This window comes from Dyella jejuensis, from assembly GCF_044904675.1.
Taxonomy (GTDB): domain Bacteria; phylum Pseudomonadota; class Gammaproteobacteria; order Xanthomonadales; family Rhodanobacteraceae; genus Dyella_B; species Dyella_B jejuensis.
Window position 1 is genome coordinate 18029 of sequence record NZ_JADIKJ010000010.1, and the last position, 15346, is coordinate 33374.

Genomic DNA, 15346 nt, shown 5'->3' on the forward strand with positions numbered 1-15346 from the left:
AGAGGCGAAGCAAACGGGCGTCCAGGGTCAATGTCGGCTGCTTTTCGCAGGTGGCAGATGCCAGCTTGTACAGCGCATTCTCGGGCGACTAATCGCTGAATTCGCCGCGCAGGGCGCCGATCCGGACATGCGTGCGCAATCACTGCAACGGCTGTCAGCCGTGCTATGGAACGCGATATTTATCGAGTGCGGCCCATTGGCGGCAATCAATGGAGAAGCGGTTGTCGTTCGACTGCGAATGCATGTTCGGCTGCGCCGAGGCACTTGCAGCATGGCTTCCTGATCCGGGCGTCCAACAACCTTGTGGCACACAAGCGTCCCCTTGTCGCAGCTTCCGATGGACCATAAACACCGTGGCGCTCGTTATGCTGCGCCAGCGGCATGATCTGTTGCCGACATTTTTTGCTTTGTGGTGCTGACGCGCCCCCTCAGTGATGAACACCGGCGCGCTTAAGGAGTCCCCCTCCCTTCGGGCATATTTACCCGACGGGTAGAGCCCCGTCAAGCGTTATCGACGTCATTTGAGAATAAGCGCGCGCATCTCGCTGGCTTCATGCAATGAAGCATGCGCAAGAACATTCTGCGTGCATCGAATAGCTCAATCGTTCTTGTTGGAAGCGTCCGCGTTCGCAGGTTATGATCGTTCGAGTTTCAAACGCAGGTCGAAGTACTCCATCGTAATTTGCGTAAGTACCAACGAAATTTGCGTAGGTACCGACGAATGGATTTCCACTCAAGACTCGCAATTGGACGGCACACAATGACACGACGCGCGCCACTGAACCGGAAGTCCGGCATCACGTTTCTCTCAGCGCTCCAGGCTGTTCTACCGAACGCAAGGCAAACCGCCACCGTAACGGAAACGAAACCTTTTCGACGCGCACGACCTTGCGATGCCGAATGGCCCACGGCAGAGGCATGGCAGGATCTCTACCACCAAGTGGGCGGCCGGCTCCTGAAACCCTCCGATCCGCTCACCGTATGCAGGGTCGATCCTCACGGCAAGGCGTGCAGGGATTTCTTTGCCAATCTGCAAAATCCGTATTACATCCTCGACCATCTCAACCTCACACAGGCCTCGGGTTGGGTAGATGCGTGGACATCGCAGCCCAGCGCATATGCGGTGGTTGCCAGAAACGCATCCGACGTCGCGGCAGCCGTGAACTTCGCGCGCAACAACAACCTTCGACTCGTGGTGAAAGGCGCCGGGCACAGCTATCACGGTACTTCCAACGCACCGGATTCATTGCTGGTATGGACGCGCCGTATGGATGCCATCACGATGCATGACGCATTCGTTCCGCAAGGATGCGAGGGGAAGATCGCACCGCAGCCGGCGGTCAGCATGGGCGCAGGACAGATATGGGGCCACGTCTACAATGAGGTGACGACCAAGGGCGGTCGATTCGTGCTCGGCGGCAGGTGTCTGTCCGTCGGCGTGGCCGGCCTGGTCAGTAGCGGCGGGTTCGGGGAATGGTCCAAGCAATATGGCACGGCGGCCGCGAATCTGCTTGAAGCCGAAGTCGTCACGGCGGATGGAAAAATCCGCATCGTCAATGCTGGCAGCGATCCCGACTTGTTCTGGGCGTTGAAAGGCGGCGGCGGCGGCAGTTTTGGCGTGATCACCAGATTGACGCTGCGCACGCACGAATTGCCGGCTTTCTTCGGCAGTGCAGCCATGCACGTTCAGGCCACTTCCGATGAAGCCTACCTTCGCCTGATCGAGCATTTCATCGATTTCTACAACCTTGACCTGTTCAATCCGAATTGGGGCGGACAGGCTGTTTTCTATTCGGACAACCGTCTCGACATCTTGATGGGCTCTCAGGGCCTGGACAAGGCGCAGGCCGAGGACACGTGGAAACCGTTCTTCAAGCTTATCCAGGGCTCGCCCGACGATTACGTGATCAGGCAACCGCTGCAGGTGAAAATGGGAGTCGCACGCGCGGCCTGGGACCCCGAAAGGCTAAGAAAGGAATCCGACTCGACGATCCCGGATCCGCGTCCAAACGCGCCTATCGAAAACAACATAAGGCGCAGCGACATGAACGAAGCGGGACAATATTTCCACGGATTCGGTTCGGCGTGGTTACCATCGACACTTCTGGGTGATGACCGGAGGAAAGATCTTGCCAGGATGCTCTTCTCGGCCAGCAGGCATTGGACGTTCGCCCTGCATTTCAACAAAGGTCTAGGTGGCGCGAATCCCGACGTCCTCGCAACCGCACGCGACACCGCGACGAATCCGCAGGTGCTGGAAGCGTTCGCGCTAGCGATTACCGGCAGCGAAGAACCCGCGGTTTTTCCGGACATTGTTGATCACGCACCCGATATTTCCGCAGCTCGCAAAGATGCCGAAGCGAATGCGATGGTCGTGAACGAATGGCACAAGCTTGTGCCAGATGCGGGCTCATATGTTTCCGAAAGTGATTACTTCCTGAAAGATTGGCAGCGTGCGTATTGGGGCTCCAACTACGCCCGCTTGTCGGATATCAAGAAGCGCTTCGATCCAGGCGGCCTGTTCACCGTCCATCACGGGGTCGGATCCGAGGCATGGAGTGAAGATGGATTCACCCTCGTCGATGCACATCACCACCGGCTGCCGGAATCGACAACGAAATTGGTCGTCGACAACGAACCCGCATAATCCGGCTTCACGGTTTGCAAATGGGGACAAGGTCCAATCACCTGTCCCCATGCCAAGCTCACGTATGGCGCGTGAATCCGTCGTCACTCCAATCTTCCGAGCCGACGCCGTGATGGACGGTGAATAGACCATCCGGATCGTATCGGTCCTTGGCTTTCTTCAGCCGGGGATAGTTTGAACCCCAGAATGCGCGTTGCCAGTCTTTCAGGAAGTAATCACTTTCGGAGACATAGGTGCCCGCATCAGGCACGAGTTTATATAGCGCGTCCATGATACGTGTGATGCCAGCGGCGGTCTGATGTGCATTGGAGGGAGGTTCGTGGCCGGGAATGCCCGCAAAAGCCGGCGGCCCGCCATCTCCGACGAGCGCCAGAGCGAAAGCCTTCAAAACTTGCGGATTAGTGGCCGTGTCACGCGATGCCTCGATCTGTTCACGATCTCCGCCGGCCAGAGCTTTTTTGAACTGCAAAACGAAGCTGCCCTGCTGACTTGCCGCAAACAAAGCGTCGGCCAATGCCTCCTGGCGGGCTGGTTGCAGTAAATCCTCCGGCAGCCAGGCGGAGCCCCAGCCGTGGATATAACGTCCCGCCTCTTCCTCATCGCCGGCCCAGACGAAGTTTTCGATAGGTGCACCCGGACGCGAGTCCGAGATCACGTCATCCGGTTCTTCGAAGACGACGCGCGGATCCCACAGTGTTCTTGCCGGAAAGATCGCAAAGCCCGGCGTCTTCGGAATCGCATAGTCGTCGGATGAGGATCGCAGGAATTGGGAGAAGGGTTTCCACGCCGCTTCCATCTGCGCTTGATCCAACCCCTGGCACGACATGTTGATCCGCAAGATGTGGCCATTAAGGAACTGCACCTGATCACCCCAGTGAGGGTTGAACAGGTATTCTCGATAATGCGAAACGAACTGCCCGATCAAACGTCGGTACGCTGACTTGGAACTCGCTCTCACCGTCACATCCACTGTTCCGAATTCGGCCGGCAGCTCAAACGTTCGCAGGGTGAGGCGTGTGATCACGCCGAAACTGCCGCCTCCACCGCCCTTGAGTGCCCAGAACAGTTCGGGATCATTGCAGGCATTCACGACACGGATTCTGCCGTCGGCGGTAACGACTTCGGCTTCCAGCAAGTTCGCCGCCGCCGTACCGTAACGTTTTGACCAGGCGCCGAAGCCGCCGCTGCTGATGAGCCCCGCCACGCCCACGGTCATGCAGTCCCCGCCCTGCACGTACCGGCCACCCTTCGTCGTCACTTCATTGTAGGTGTGACCCCAGATGCAACCGGCGTCACAGCTTACGGCCGGCTGCGGCGCGACCTTTCCCATGCATCCCTGGGGGACGAATGCGTCATGCATCTGCACCTTTCTCATGTTCCGTGTCCAGATAAGCAGCGAGTCCGGCGCATTCGATGTGCCCTTATAACTGTGCCCAGTTCCCTTTACCACCAGCCGCAACCGGTGTTCGCGGGCGAAATTCACAGCAGCAGCGACATCGACGGCACTCTCCGCAACGACAGCGTAGGCGCTGGGCTGTGAGGTCCATGCGCGCGCCCATCCGGAAGTCTGTGTCAGGTTGACCTGATCGAGGATGTAATACGGATTTCGCAGATTGGCGAACAGATCCCTGCATGCCTTGCCGTATGGATCGGCACGGCACGCGGCAAGCGGATCAGAAACTTTCAGAAGGCGACCGCCGACCTGGGTATTCAGACCCTCCCATGCGCTTGCGGCGGGCCACTCCGGATCGCCGGGCCGCACACGCCGGAAAGATTTAGGAGGGGATCGCCTTGTCTTGCGCAGGAGAGCCAGGAAAGGTGCGAGGAACGATATGCCGGACTTCCAGTTCATTGGTGCGGATTTAGTCATTATATCGCCGTCCGATTGCGAGTCGTCATCAGGATTTATTCCTTGCGGAAGCTGCTCGAAAACCCTTGTCAGGCTAAAAGAAAAACGATGGGCGTGTTTCTTGTGTAACGTTAGGCCACCTGCTTCATGTCGTCCAACGACCCGCCATCCACCACGATCACCTCGCCCCGGTCCAGCGGAAGCGTCTGATGGAAATAACGAATCAAGCGTGTATGCCAGCAAAGCGCCAGCAATTGTAAATTGGAACTACAACGGTAGCATCGGCCCCTAATGCTTGGAAAAAGGAATGTGCGATCTGAGCGTGAGTATACTGTTTCAAGCCTCCCGCACCACATGCCACTGCGGAAAAATCCGCATGGGTGCGCAAGACGGAATATCTTGATTAACTATGCAACACCGCACCCAAAAAGGGTAATTCTCCATTAAATTTCTTATCGGAAAAAAATATTAAAATGAATTGGAGTTCCAGCTGTGTCACGGCCTTAATCGCTTGCGCAAAATCAAGCCCCAATGTCCGAGCCCCTGGTCCCTTGGACGCCAGCCTGGCCAGGTGATGAAAGGTGGGTTTATTACTAATACCTGCTGGCTGGAACTGGACAACCAAAGTCATTCGTTGCCACCCGCTTTCGCTTTCGCCTTCGATGCAAATTACAGCGCCGGTAGTCATGCGAGCAATACTGGCTGCTGCGGTCGGCGTGCACGATGACGCCATGCGAACGGTGCGCGCAAAGACGGCCATGCTTGGCGCGGCGCATACCAGCTTGACTGGTCATACGCCTGGGCATCGATCATCCGATCACATGACGCGAATACAAGCCCAGCACCGCCCCAGTTACAACCAACCTTCATCGGCTGGGATTTACGTAATGCCGCTGACTCGCGCTTGGTTAGACTGATCCGCATGGAAGTTCTGCAGCAGATTCGGCGTTACCGGCAAGCCGTGGTTGCAATTGGTCATAACCCTTGTACTTGCGCGCCCCTTTGGCTCGCAGCGCCTGGCTCCGCCTCCAAGTTCAATCGCCGCTCGTCGCCACCGCTGGTGGTACTGCGGCGGCGCGAAGCGCTGGTGCCAGCACGGCGAGCTGGCCAATCAACCACAGGGCGATCGCGCCGACCGGGAAATAGATCGCTGGCAGCCGCGGCAGTTCGTAATGCAGCATTAGAAACTGGTTGATGCCGTAGGCCGCCACCATTCCAAGCGCAATACCGATCGTCGCCAGCAGGAAGTTCTCGGTCTGGAAGTAATGCAGAATATCGGCGCGCGTGGCGCCCAGCGCGCGGCGCACGCCGATCATCCGGCGGCGTTGCGCCACCCAGAAGCTGGACAGACCGACAATGCCCAGTGCGGTGACGATCAGCAGCGCCGCGATAACTCCAACCAGCATGCCGGCCATGGCCCGGTCGTCCTGAAAATACCCATGGCGTAGTTCGTCATAGGTCCGCTGCTCCAGCACGATGCGATTGGGATCGAGGTGCTTGAGCGCAGCCAGCGCGGATTTCAGTACCTGCTCGCGATCCCCCGAGTTCGTGCGAATCACATAGCTTCCGCCCTCCGTCGCGGTCAGACGTATCGGAAACACGATGCTGTACTGGGCACCCATCTGCAGGTTGTCCGGCCGTGCCAGCGGCGCGCTCACACCGATCACCTGCATCGGTATGTCGTTGCCGAAGTAGATCGTCTTGCCTAGCGCGTCCTGGCCCGGCCACAGACGCGCGGCGACTGCCTGATCGATGATCACGGTGTGCGGCAGATTTTTCATATCGTCGTTGTGCAATGCCGGCAGCGCGGTTTTCAGATCGACCAGTTCATCGGGTTGAAAATCACGTCCCGACATGAGCCGTACACCCAGGGTAGCCAGCAGGTTCTGGCCGTAGTAGCTCGCTACCTCCAGCGAGGTCTGCTGCTGTCGAGGGTGCAGCTTGATGCCGCTGTTGGACATGGAATAACCACTCAGCGGCAGCTGGTTTACCAGGGCTGCCGCCTGCACTCCTGCGATCTGCCGCAGTGTCGCCAGATCGGTTTGCGCCTGCGCATAGGCATCCGGACGATCGCCAATGTACGCAAACCGGATCTGCAGCAGTTCGTGCTCGGCGATACCGCTGGCAATGTCCATCTGCTGCAGGCGTTGATGGATCAGGAACACCGCGTTGCACACGATGGCGCACGTCAGCGCAATCTGCAGGATCAACAGCCATGCGGTGATCTTGTGTCGGCGCAGGGTACGCAGGATCGGGTGGATATTCATATCAATTGCTCTTCAGTTGCAGGCCGGGAGTGATCTGGCTGGCGCGCCAGGCCGGCAGCACACCAGCCAACAGACTGGCAGCCACCGCCATGGCGAGCGTTATCACCAGCATGGCGCCATCCAGATACGCCAGCGGCGCGTAATCCGCCGGCTGTCTTCGCACCAGCCACAACCCGAGGAACGCCAGGAGCAGGCCGCCGAACCCGCCCGCAAGCCCGATCACACCGGACTCCACCAGCAACTGCATGAACAGCGCACGCCGCGATGCACCCAGCGCGCGGCGCACCCCAAGTTCGGCGGAGCGGCGCAGGAACTTGGCCAACATCAGGCCTACCGTATTGACCAGACACACAAGCAGGAAACCCAGCGCCAGCCAGTTTTGCAACTGCACATCACCGGGCACAACCTGCTCGTAGTCCAGCCACTGCATCAGATTGCGCAGGCGCACGTTGGGCGGACGCAGAAAGCGGCCCAGCGACTTTTGCTCCTGCGAGTAATGGATCAGAAACTGCCGGTACGTGGCGGCCTGGGCCGGCGTATCCAGCTGCACCCAGAACTGCAGCCACACGCATGGCGCCGTATGCACGGGGGTAGCGCCGTCACCACCATTGCCCCAGCAATCAGCGCCGCCGAGGTGCGCCAGATGCAGATCCTGCGAGGTGGACAACGGCAGGTAGACATCTTCGTCCTCGCCGTAGTTTTTCAGGTTGAGATCATAGAAATGCGGGTTCGGCCGCCAGCCACCCAACACACCGACGATGCGCAGGACATGGCCCTCCACGCGCAGCATGCGTCCGCTGCTGTCGCGACCGCCGAAAAGCTGGTCGTTGAGCTTATGACTGATCACTGCTACGGCTGCGCTTGTCGCATCCTCGGGCGCGCCCCACGCATGGCCATACTGGAACGGCACACCGAACATGGGAAAGAAATCGGCCGTGGTGTAGCGCGCGGTCTCGTAAAATGGATCGATCGCGGACTGCGCCGGCTGGATAGCGACCGAACCGCCTGTCATCAACGCCTGGCGATCCGCCCGTTTGGCCTGCAACAGGTTCATGCCGTCGATCCAGGTAACCCGATCCGGCGGTTCGTCATGCGGTTGATAGTCATCCATGTCGCGCGGATCAAGCTGCGGCGCGTACAACGTGCTGCTTCGTCCTGGCAACGGATCACCGGATAGCACGTGCAGTACGGTCAGCGTGGTCATGCTGGCACCGATGCCCAGCGCAATAGCCAGCACCATCAGCGCGGTAAGCGCCTTGTTGCGCCGGAGGCTACGCCAGGCAAGGTCAAAGTAGTAGCCGAACATTCCTTTCCCCTCAATGCACTGCCGCTTCTACAAGTTAAGAGTGCGTGCACCTCACACGCCGCCTCATATCAGCGCAGACAGGAACGGCGAGGCGCGCACCGGCGGACGCTGGCAACAGCCATCGAGTTCACTTTCCCCGCAAATGAATTCGTCGATAGAAGGCTTCACTCAAGTCTCCTGCCCTGCTCCAGCGATAAGCGGCAGCCTGATTCACCGTCAGCCAGCCGGCAGCAGATTTGGGGTAAATGGAGACATCAGCGTGGCGAGGCGGACGTTACCGACCCATCCGGGCGAATAACGCATCGCGATACCGTCGGCTGAGCCGGAGAATGCGGCCGTTGTGCAGCTGGATTTCGTAGTCCCCCTTGAAGAGCGGGGTGAGCGATCCGATGGCACTGAGGTTTACCGCCGTCGACTTATGGATACGCATGAAGCGCTGTTCGCCCAGTTGGGACAGCAGATCCTGCAATGTCCTGCGCAGCAGGTAGGTGCGCGCAGCCGTGTGCACGTGGACGTAGTTATCGTCGGCTTCGAGCCATTCGATGGATGCTGCATCGATCAGCTGTAGCCGCTCGCCATCCGGTACGAGCAAGCGCTCGCAGGAAGGTGCCGATGTTCGACCAATCGCTACCGCTGCAGCGCCGGATTCACGGGCGCGCAGACGTTCCCTGACACGCTGCACGGTGCGTGCGAAGCGATCCCGGTCGTAAGGCTTTAGCAAGTAGTCGATCGCATTGAGGTCGAACGCTTTCACCGCATGCTCGTCAAATGCGGTCACGAATACGATCAGCGGTGCGCTCGATGGTTCAAGCTGCGCCGCGACCTGGAGTCCCGACAAAGTCGGCATCTGGACATCAAGGAACGCCACTTGCGGGCGGAGCCGTTCGATGCACCGTGCCGCGGACAATCCGTCCTCGGCCGATCCGACCACGGCCAAGTCCGGTTGCTCCGCCAGCCAGCGTTCGAGTTTCTCGCGCGCCGGCGCTTCGTCGTCGGCGATTACGGCGCGGATCATTGGATGGCGTCCGTCAGCGAGATCGAGACGCGCGCGGCAACGCCATCGCCCTCGTTGCGGACCAGCAGGGATGCCGCATTGCCGTAGATGATGCTCAGCCGCTCCCGGCAGTTGCGGAATCCCAGCCCATCACGATGCTCCGGCGCCAGCATGGAGCCGGAGTTGCTAACGACGATTTCCAGTGAGTCGCTTTCGCGCCGGACGCTGATACGGATGTGTACGGGCGACACGGTACGCTCGACGCCGTGTTTGAACACATTCTCGACCAAGGGCTGCAGCAGCAGCGCCGGAACGGGGGTGTCGAGAAGAGTCTGATCGGCCTGCCAGGCCAGCGTTACACGATCCCGGAACCGCTCGCGCATGATGTCGGTATAAAGCTCAAGCGTGCGGAGTTCTTCAGCGAGCGGCATCATCTCATTCTCCGTTGACCGAAGACTGATACGCAGCAGATCGCCGAGCGTCGCAACCAGGTGATCGGCTCGTTCTACGTCTGTATGCATCAGGGCAGAGACGGTGTTGAGCGCATTGAACAAGAAATGCGGCCGCAGCTGACCTTGAAGTTGTGCAAGCTGTGCCTCGGCCAGCGCTTTCTGTGTTTGCAACAAACGGTGTCGCTGGCGTTGCCATTGTGCATAGGAATCGATGCCAAACAGGATCCCGAGCCACAGTCCCGCAAAAATCGTCAGCTTGATGCTCTCGTATACAAAGACGAAGCCCCAGCCTGGATGCTCGTAAGTACTGCCCACGGCGGCATAGACGCCGCCTCGTATCGCGTACACCGCCGAAATCCACGTGATGAAGACCAACGGCAACCACCACAGGTAGTTACCGAACCAGATCAGGGGTTTGTCCAAATACGATGCGTAGCGTCCGCGAACCCGGACTGCAAGCCACATCCATCCGGTTGAGACCAGTGCCGAGCTCCCCTCCCACAGGACCGGCTCCCACCACCGTGCGAGCGGATTGTGGAACTCGTTCCCAATGGAAACGCTGATCATGAGCAGCCAGAATGCCACCCACAACGCCCAGAACGTAGTCAGGGCCTTTGGAGGAAACGTCGCGCCGTCGCCGGTGTCGACACCTGCCGGCAGTGGGCGGGATAACACGTTCATGGCGATCGATTGTAGCCGCGCCTGCGGCGACTGACGTGGTCTATGTGGCAAGCGGGACCTGCGCGGGGCAAGCGGCCAGGCGGCGCATCGAAGTCGCTTTGTCAGCCGCTTGATGGCCATTCTCCTTCCGCCATTCCAACACGCTATTCCAACATTAGTGTCCACAGCAGGACGCTGCCCCTACCCTTGCTAATAACACTGCCTGATCGCCCCCTCGGCGTCAGGAGCCGCCACTCATTCGTCGGGGGCTGCTCCAGCATGCGCATCCACTGAACTGAAATTGCAGTCGAAGGCGCAGGCTTGCGGCCTCGCTGAAAGCTTGAGTGAGGCGCGCCATTCGCCAGTGGCCCCAAGGGCCACTCTTCCCGGCAGCCAGAATCTCTTGTCGATGCATGGCAATGCGAATCATTTGCATTTATCATGGTCCCGTTGATGGTTTGACCAGGCGTGTTGCTCGTAACGGACCTTCTCGTCCCCTGGGACTGAAAGGCCGGTCGGCATGCGCACATCGCTATCGGCCCCTTATATCTCCGCTCCCCGAATCCGCATGCCCGATCTGCCGTTCCGCTCACCGAAGCTCCCGCAAGCCTGGTTCATACGCAATCGCGTTGCTATCGCCACGCGCGTCCTGGCCGCGTTGTGCGGCGGTTATTTCGTTGCCTATGCATGCACGGCGTTGCTGACCGTGGTGCTGCCTATGGATCGGATCAACCGGGTAGTCACCGCCAACCTGCTGAGCTTCGTGGTGTGGTGCGCGGCGGCGATCTGGGTGTTTGCGGCGCGCAGCGCCTGGCGAAGTTGGTGGCCGCTGCTGCTGGCCGGTGCGGCAATGCTGGGCGTGGCGCTGGTATTCCGCGGCACCGGCATGCGGCCGTGAGGGATACTTTCAGGCAATCGATGGCGTGGCTGCATACCTGGGCCGGGCTGATCGTGGGTTGGGTATTGTTCGTGATCTTCCTGGGCGGCACCCTGGCCTGCTTTGACAAGGAACTGGATTACTGGATGCGCCCGGCGCTGCATCGAATGGCGCCAGGGGCCGTCTCGATGGATGCCGCCGCGGCCAGCTTGCGCGCCATGGCGCCGCATGCCGGAACGTTTTACTTGGAGCCGCCCACTTCGCGCGATCCCTCCATCCACGGGTTGGTGTTCGAACCGGGCAAACCGTACATCGACGTAGCCTTCAATCCGCACGATGGCCAACTGATTCCAGGCACCGTTGGCGGTACGTTCTTCTTTACCCTGCACTACGACCTGGAAGCCGGGACGATCGGTGTCTATCTGGTTGGCCTGGCCGGCATGCTGATGCTGCTGGCGCTGGTCAGCGGCGTAATCATCCATCGGCGCATCTTCAAGGACTTCTTCATGTTCCGTCCTGGCGGCGGACAACGCGCGTGGCTGGACGGACACAATCTCACCGGCGTATTGGGATTGCCGTTCCACCTGATGATTGCCTACACCGGCGTGGCCATCATGATGTCCAGTTACATGTTCGCCGGCGTCCAGGTGGCGTATCGCGGCGACATGGGGCGATTCTTCCAGGAGCTCGCCGGCGCTCCCGTTCCTCTCGCATTGCATCGGCCACCACCGCGGCGGGCTTCGCTGGACGCGGTGCTGGCCGACGCGGTCCGACGCCTCGATGGTCCGGCGCAGTACATGCAAGTGGATCGTATCCACGATGCGTCGACGACCATCAGCGTGCTGGCGGCCGGCAACGATCAAGTCGCCGGCGGACGCCGCACGCTGCTCTACAACGGAGTCACGGGCGCTTTCATGGCCGAGGCCAAGGGGCCCGAGACCGCCTATCGCACTTACCAATTTCTCAGCGGCCTGCATCGCGTGCAATTCGGTGGCACAGCGCTGCGCTGGCTGTATTTCCTGCTGGGTGGCGCCGGTTGCGTGATGCTGGCGTGCGGCATGCAGGTATGGATCGCCAAGCGTGCCCGACAGGCCGCGCTGGCAGGGCTGCGCTCCGGATACGGCCTGGTGCGCGCGTTGAATGTCGGCGTGCTTGCCGGCATGCCGTTGGCCTGCATCGCCTTGCTATGGGTCAATCGCTTGCTGCCCGCCTCGCTGATCGGACGCGCCGATTGGGAAGCACGCGGTTTTTGGGCGGCATGGTGGCTGGCCGCCTTCTGGGGCATCGGGCGAATGCGCCGCGGCAACCCCTGGCGCGAATTGTTTGCCGCCACGGCAGCATTGCTGCTGGCATTGCCGTTGATCAACGCCCTCACCTGTCCCTATAGCAGCCTGTTGCACAGCGTGCATGATCGCGACTGGACCTTGGCCGGCGTGGACCTGACCGCATTCGTGCTCGGCCTGGCCTTTGCGTGGCTGGCGTACCAATGCGGACCAACCGACACACCGGAGCACCCGACTACCCGCACCCGGCAAGCAACCGGCCGGCGCATTGCCGCGAACCGCGCATCGACACCTGCCGACGAGGTGATGCCGTGAGTTCCATCGTCGCCGTCTTCGCACTGGATTACCTCAGCTGGGCCCTGCTCTGCCTGGGCCTGCCGCGGCATTACGCAGGGCATTTCGGGGTGTACCCCGACGCGCGGCGTGCACGCCTGCTGCGATTTGGCGGATGGCTGCCGGCTGGCATGGCGTGGGCGTTGAGCGTCGACGAGTGGAGCTGGGACATCGGAACGGTGGCCTGGGCCACCAGCTGGATGGTGGCCGCGATGGGCTGGGTAGTGCTGCAGCCTTACCGCCCCCGGCTGGCCCGCATGCTGGCGCCAACGTTGCTGGTACTGGCCGTGCTCTGTCGACTGAGCCCGTGACAGTCATCGCGCCACACATTTTTGATCGACATTCCGAGGAGAACGTTATGCGTCATTCCATCCACGCGGCAGCGCCACGCCGAAGCCACGCGCATGTGCGGCGGGCGCCGCTGCCTTGGTTGCTGGCGCTGGCGCTCGGCTGTGGCGCTGTCCATGCACAAAGCAGCCAACCCGATGACCAGAGCGGCACTGGCCAGACCAACGGCAGCACCGCTCCGAATACACCGCGTACCTTGCAAGCGGTGCAAGTGCAAGGCACTGCCACACCCAATTTCGGCGGCGGCGAGATTGCACGCCAAGGCAACCTGGGGGCGCTGGGCGAGCAGGACCTGATGAACACGCCGTTTTCGATGACCAGCTATACCGAAGATTACATTGCCAATCATCAGGCCTACACCATTGCCGACGTGGTCGCCAACGATCCGGCGGTGCGTGTCGGCGACGGTTTCGGCAACTTTGCCGAGGTTTTCGTGCTGCGCGGCTTTCCGCTCGACGGTGACGACATCACCTTCGATGGTCTCTACGGCATCATTCCACGCCAATTGGTGGATGCCGATGCGATCGGGCGATTGGATGTGCTGCGCGGCGCCAGCGCATTTCTGTATGGCGTTTCGCCGGGCGGCAGCGGCATTGGCGGGTCGATCAATGTCGAACCGAAATGGGCGCTGGACACGCCATTGACTCGTGCCACGGTCGATTACGGCAGCGACAGCCAGGCGGGTGCCCAGCTCGATTTCAGCCGGCGTTTCGGCCCCGACGACCGTTACGGCATCCGTGTCGACCTTGGCGGACGCGATGGCGATACCGCGATCGATCGCGAAAGCCGCCACTCCAATCATCAGTCGATCGCCTTCGACTATCGCGGCGAGAAATTCCGCATCAAGGCCGATATAAGCCACCAGTTGCAGCGCATCGACGATGGCCGCAACGTGGTCTACCTCTCGGGCGATGGCGTGCCGAAACCGCCGCCGGCCAGCGCCAATTATGCGCAGCCGTGGAGCTATTCCAGCCTGGAAGACACCTATGGCGTCGTTCGTGCCGAGTACGATTTCCTGCCGGACCTCACCGGTTACATCACCGCGGGCGCCGATCATTCCAACGAGACTGGCGAGTATTGGTCGCCGACGGTCGATGGCAGCGGCAACGGTAGCGCCTATCGCCTGGGCGTGCCTTACCAGAACGACGCGCAAACCGGCGAGGCCGGCCTCAATGCCCATCTCGTCACCGGCGCGGTCACGCACAAGATCAACCTGAGCGTATCGGCACTCAACCAGAAGAAGACCGTCAGCTACACCTTCTCGTCCACCTTCCCTGCCGATCTCTACAACTACGTTCCCATTCCCTATCCGCCCACCATCCTGGATGGCGGCGTACCGGTAGTGACAGGCCGCACCAAGCTGCACAGCCTGGCACTATCGGACACGCTGGGCTTTGCCGACGACCAGGTGCTGCTGACCGTGGGCGCGCGGCAGCAGAGCTTGCAGACCCTTGGCTACGCCTACGGCACCGGCGCGGAAACCTCGGACTATCGCAAAAGCGCGACCTCGCCGGTGATCGGCCTGGTGGTCAAGCTCAATCCCAACTTCTCGCTGTTCGCCAATTCCATCCAGGGCCTGTCGCAGGGACCGGAAGCGCCGATCGGTGCGATCAATGTCGGCCAGGTGTTTCCGCCCTATCGCTCCCGGCAGCTCGAAACCGGCATCAAGTACGACCAGGGCGGTTTTGGCAGCACCTTCAGTCTGTTCCAGATCAAGCAGCCCAACGGCATCACCAGCGGCACACCCGCCGTATTCAGCATTGCCGGCGAACAACGCAATCGCGGGGCCGAATGGAGCATCTACGGTGAACCGGTGCATGGCCTGAAGCTGATCGGCGGCGCCAGCTATATCGACGCCAAGCTGACTCAAACCCAGGATGGCGCCGACAATGGCAATACTGCGGTCGGCGTGCCTAAGTGGCAGTACAACGCCGGACTGGAATGGGCGGTGCCACACGTCGACGGACTGGGCCTCGATCTGGGCCTCACGCGCACCGCCGCGCAGTATGCCGACGTGGCCAACACCTTGCGCATTCCCGCCTGGACCCGGGTGGACGCCGGGATCGACTACGCCACGACCATCGATACCCGCGCCGTGACGTTCCGCGCCGCCGTGCTCAATCTTGCCAACAGCAATTATTGGGCATCCGCGCTGGGCGGTTACCTCACCGAAGGCGCGGCACGCACGGTCAAGCTTTCGGCGAGCGTGGACTTCTAACCGGCGCCGCGCATGACGGGTGCATGGCGATGCAGGCCATCGCCATGCACGGTCCGTTGGAGTCGCCCGTTGTCATGGCAACGGGCGGCCCCTGCGCAAGCTTATGGAGCCC

General features: G+C 60.7%; 11 protein-coding genes. 5 read left to right on the forward strand and 6 right to left on the reverse strand.

What is annotated here, in order from left to right; translation table 11 throughout:
• Positions 1-760: 760 nt before the first annotated feature.
• Complete coding sequence (locus ISP15_RS09745) at positions 761-2647, forward strand: FAD-binding oxidoreductase (protein WP_404547078.1); 1887 nt, start codon at positions 761-763, stop codon at positions 2645-2647.
• A gap of 58 nt (positions 2648-2705) precedes the next feature.
• Here ISP15_RS09745 and ISP15_RS09750 read toward each other — a convergent pair whose 3' ends face one another.
• The 6 genes from ISP15_RS09750 to ISP15_RS09775 form a co-directional block, all read right to left on the reverse strand.
• Complete coding sequence (locus tag ISP15_RS09750; RefSeq protein ID WP_404547080.1) at positions 2706-4517, reverse strand: FAD-binding oxidoreductase; 1812 nt, start codon at positions 4515-4517, stop codon at positions 2706-2708.
• Between the two features lie 382 nt (positions 4518-4899).
• Positions 4900-5184, reverse strand: a complete 285-nt coding sequence (locus ISP15_RS09755) for a hypothetical protein (protein WP_404547082.1) — start codon at positions 5182-5184, stop codon at positions 4900-4902.
• A gap of 346 nt (positions 5185-5530) precedes the next feature.
• Positions 5531-6763 (reverse strand): ABC transporter permease, encoded by a 1233-nt coding sequence (locus ISP15_RS09760; RefSeq protein WP_404547084.1) that lies wholly within the window; start codon positions 6761-6763, stop codon positions 5531-5533.
• Between the two features lies 1 nt (position 6764).
• A complete protein-coding gene (locus ISP15_RS09765; protein WP_404547086.1) occupies positions 6765-8069 on the reverse strand; it encodes an ABC transporter permease in 1305 nt (434 codons plus the stop codon).
• 274 nt (positions 8070-8343) lie between these two features.
• The gene (locus tag ISP15_RS09770) at positions 8344-9084 is read right to left on the reverse strand and encodes a LytR/AlgR family response regulator transcription factor (protein WP_404547088.1); all 741 of its coding nucleotides are present in this window, start codon (positions 9082-9084) and stop codon (positions 8344-8346) included.
• On the reverse strand, positions 9081-10196 hold the full coding sequence (locus ISP15_RS09775; protein WP_404547090.1) for a sensor histidine kinase: 1116 nt from the start codon (positions 10194-10196) through the stop codon (positions 9081-9083). The genes ISP15_RS09770 and ISP15_RS09775 overlap by 4 nt, the downstream gene beginning before the upstream one ends.
• 547 nt (positions 10197-10743) lie before the next feature.
• On the opposite strand from ISP15_RS09775, the gene ISP15_RS09780 reads away from it, so the two are divergent.
• From ISP15_RS09780 to ISP15_RS09795, 4 genes are read left to right on the forward strand one after another with little or no spacing between them, the layout of a single operon-like run.
• A complete protein-coding gene (locus ISP15_RS09780) occupies positions 10744-11073 on the forward strand; it encodes a DUF3649 domain-containing protein (protein ID WP_404547092.1) in 330 nt (109 codons plus the stop codon).
• Positions 11070-12650, forward strand: a complete 1581-nt coding sequence (locus tag ISP15_RS09785; protein WP_404547094.1) for a PepSY-associated TM helix domain-containing protein — start codon at positions 11070-11072, stop codon at positions 12648-12650. The genes ISP15_RS09780 and ISP15_RS09785 overlap by 4 nt, the downstream gene beginning before the upstream one ends.
• Positions 12647-12979, forward strand: coding sequence for a DUF3325 domain-containing protein (locus ISP15_RS09790; RefSeq protein WP_404547096.1), 333 nt, complete (start codon positions 12647-12649; stop codon positions 12977-12979). Before ISP15_RS09785 ends, ISP15_RS09790 begins: the two co-directional genes overlap by 4 nt.
• 47 nt (positions 12980-13026) lie before the next feature.
• Positions 13027-15234, forward strand: a complete 2208-nt coding sequence (locus ISP15_RS09795; protein ID WP_404547098.1) for a TonB-dependent receptor — start codon at positions 13027-13029, stop codon at positions 15232-15234.
• Positions 15235-15346: the final 112 nt, after the last annotated feature.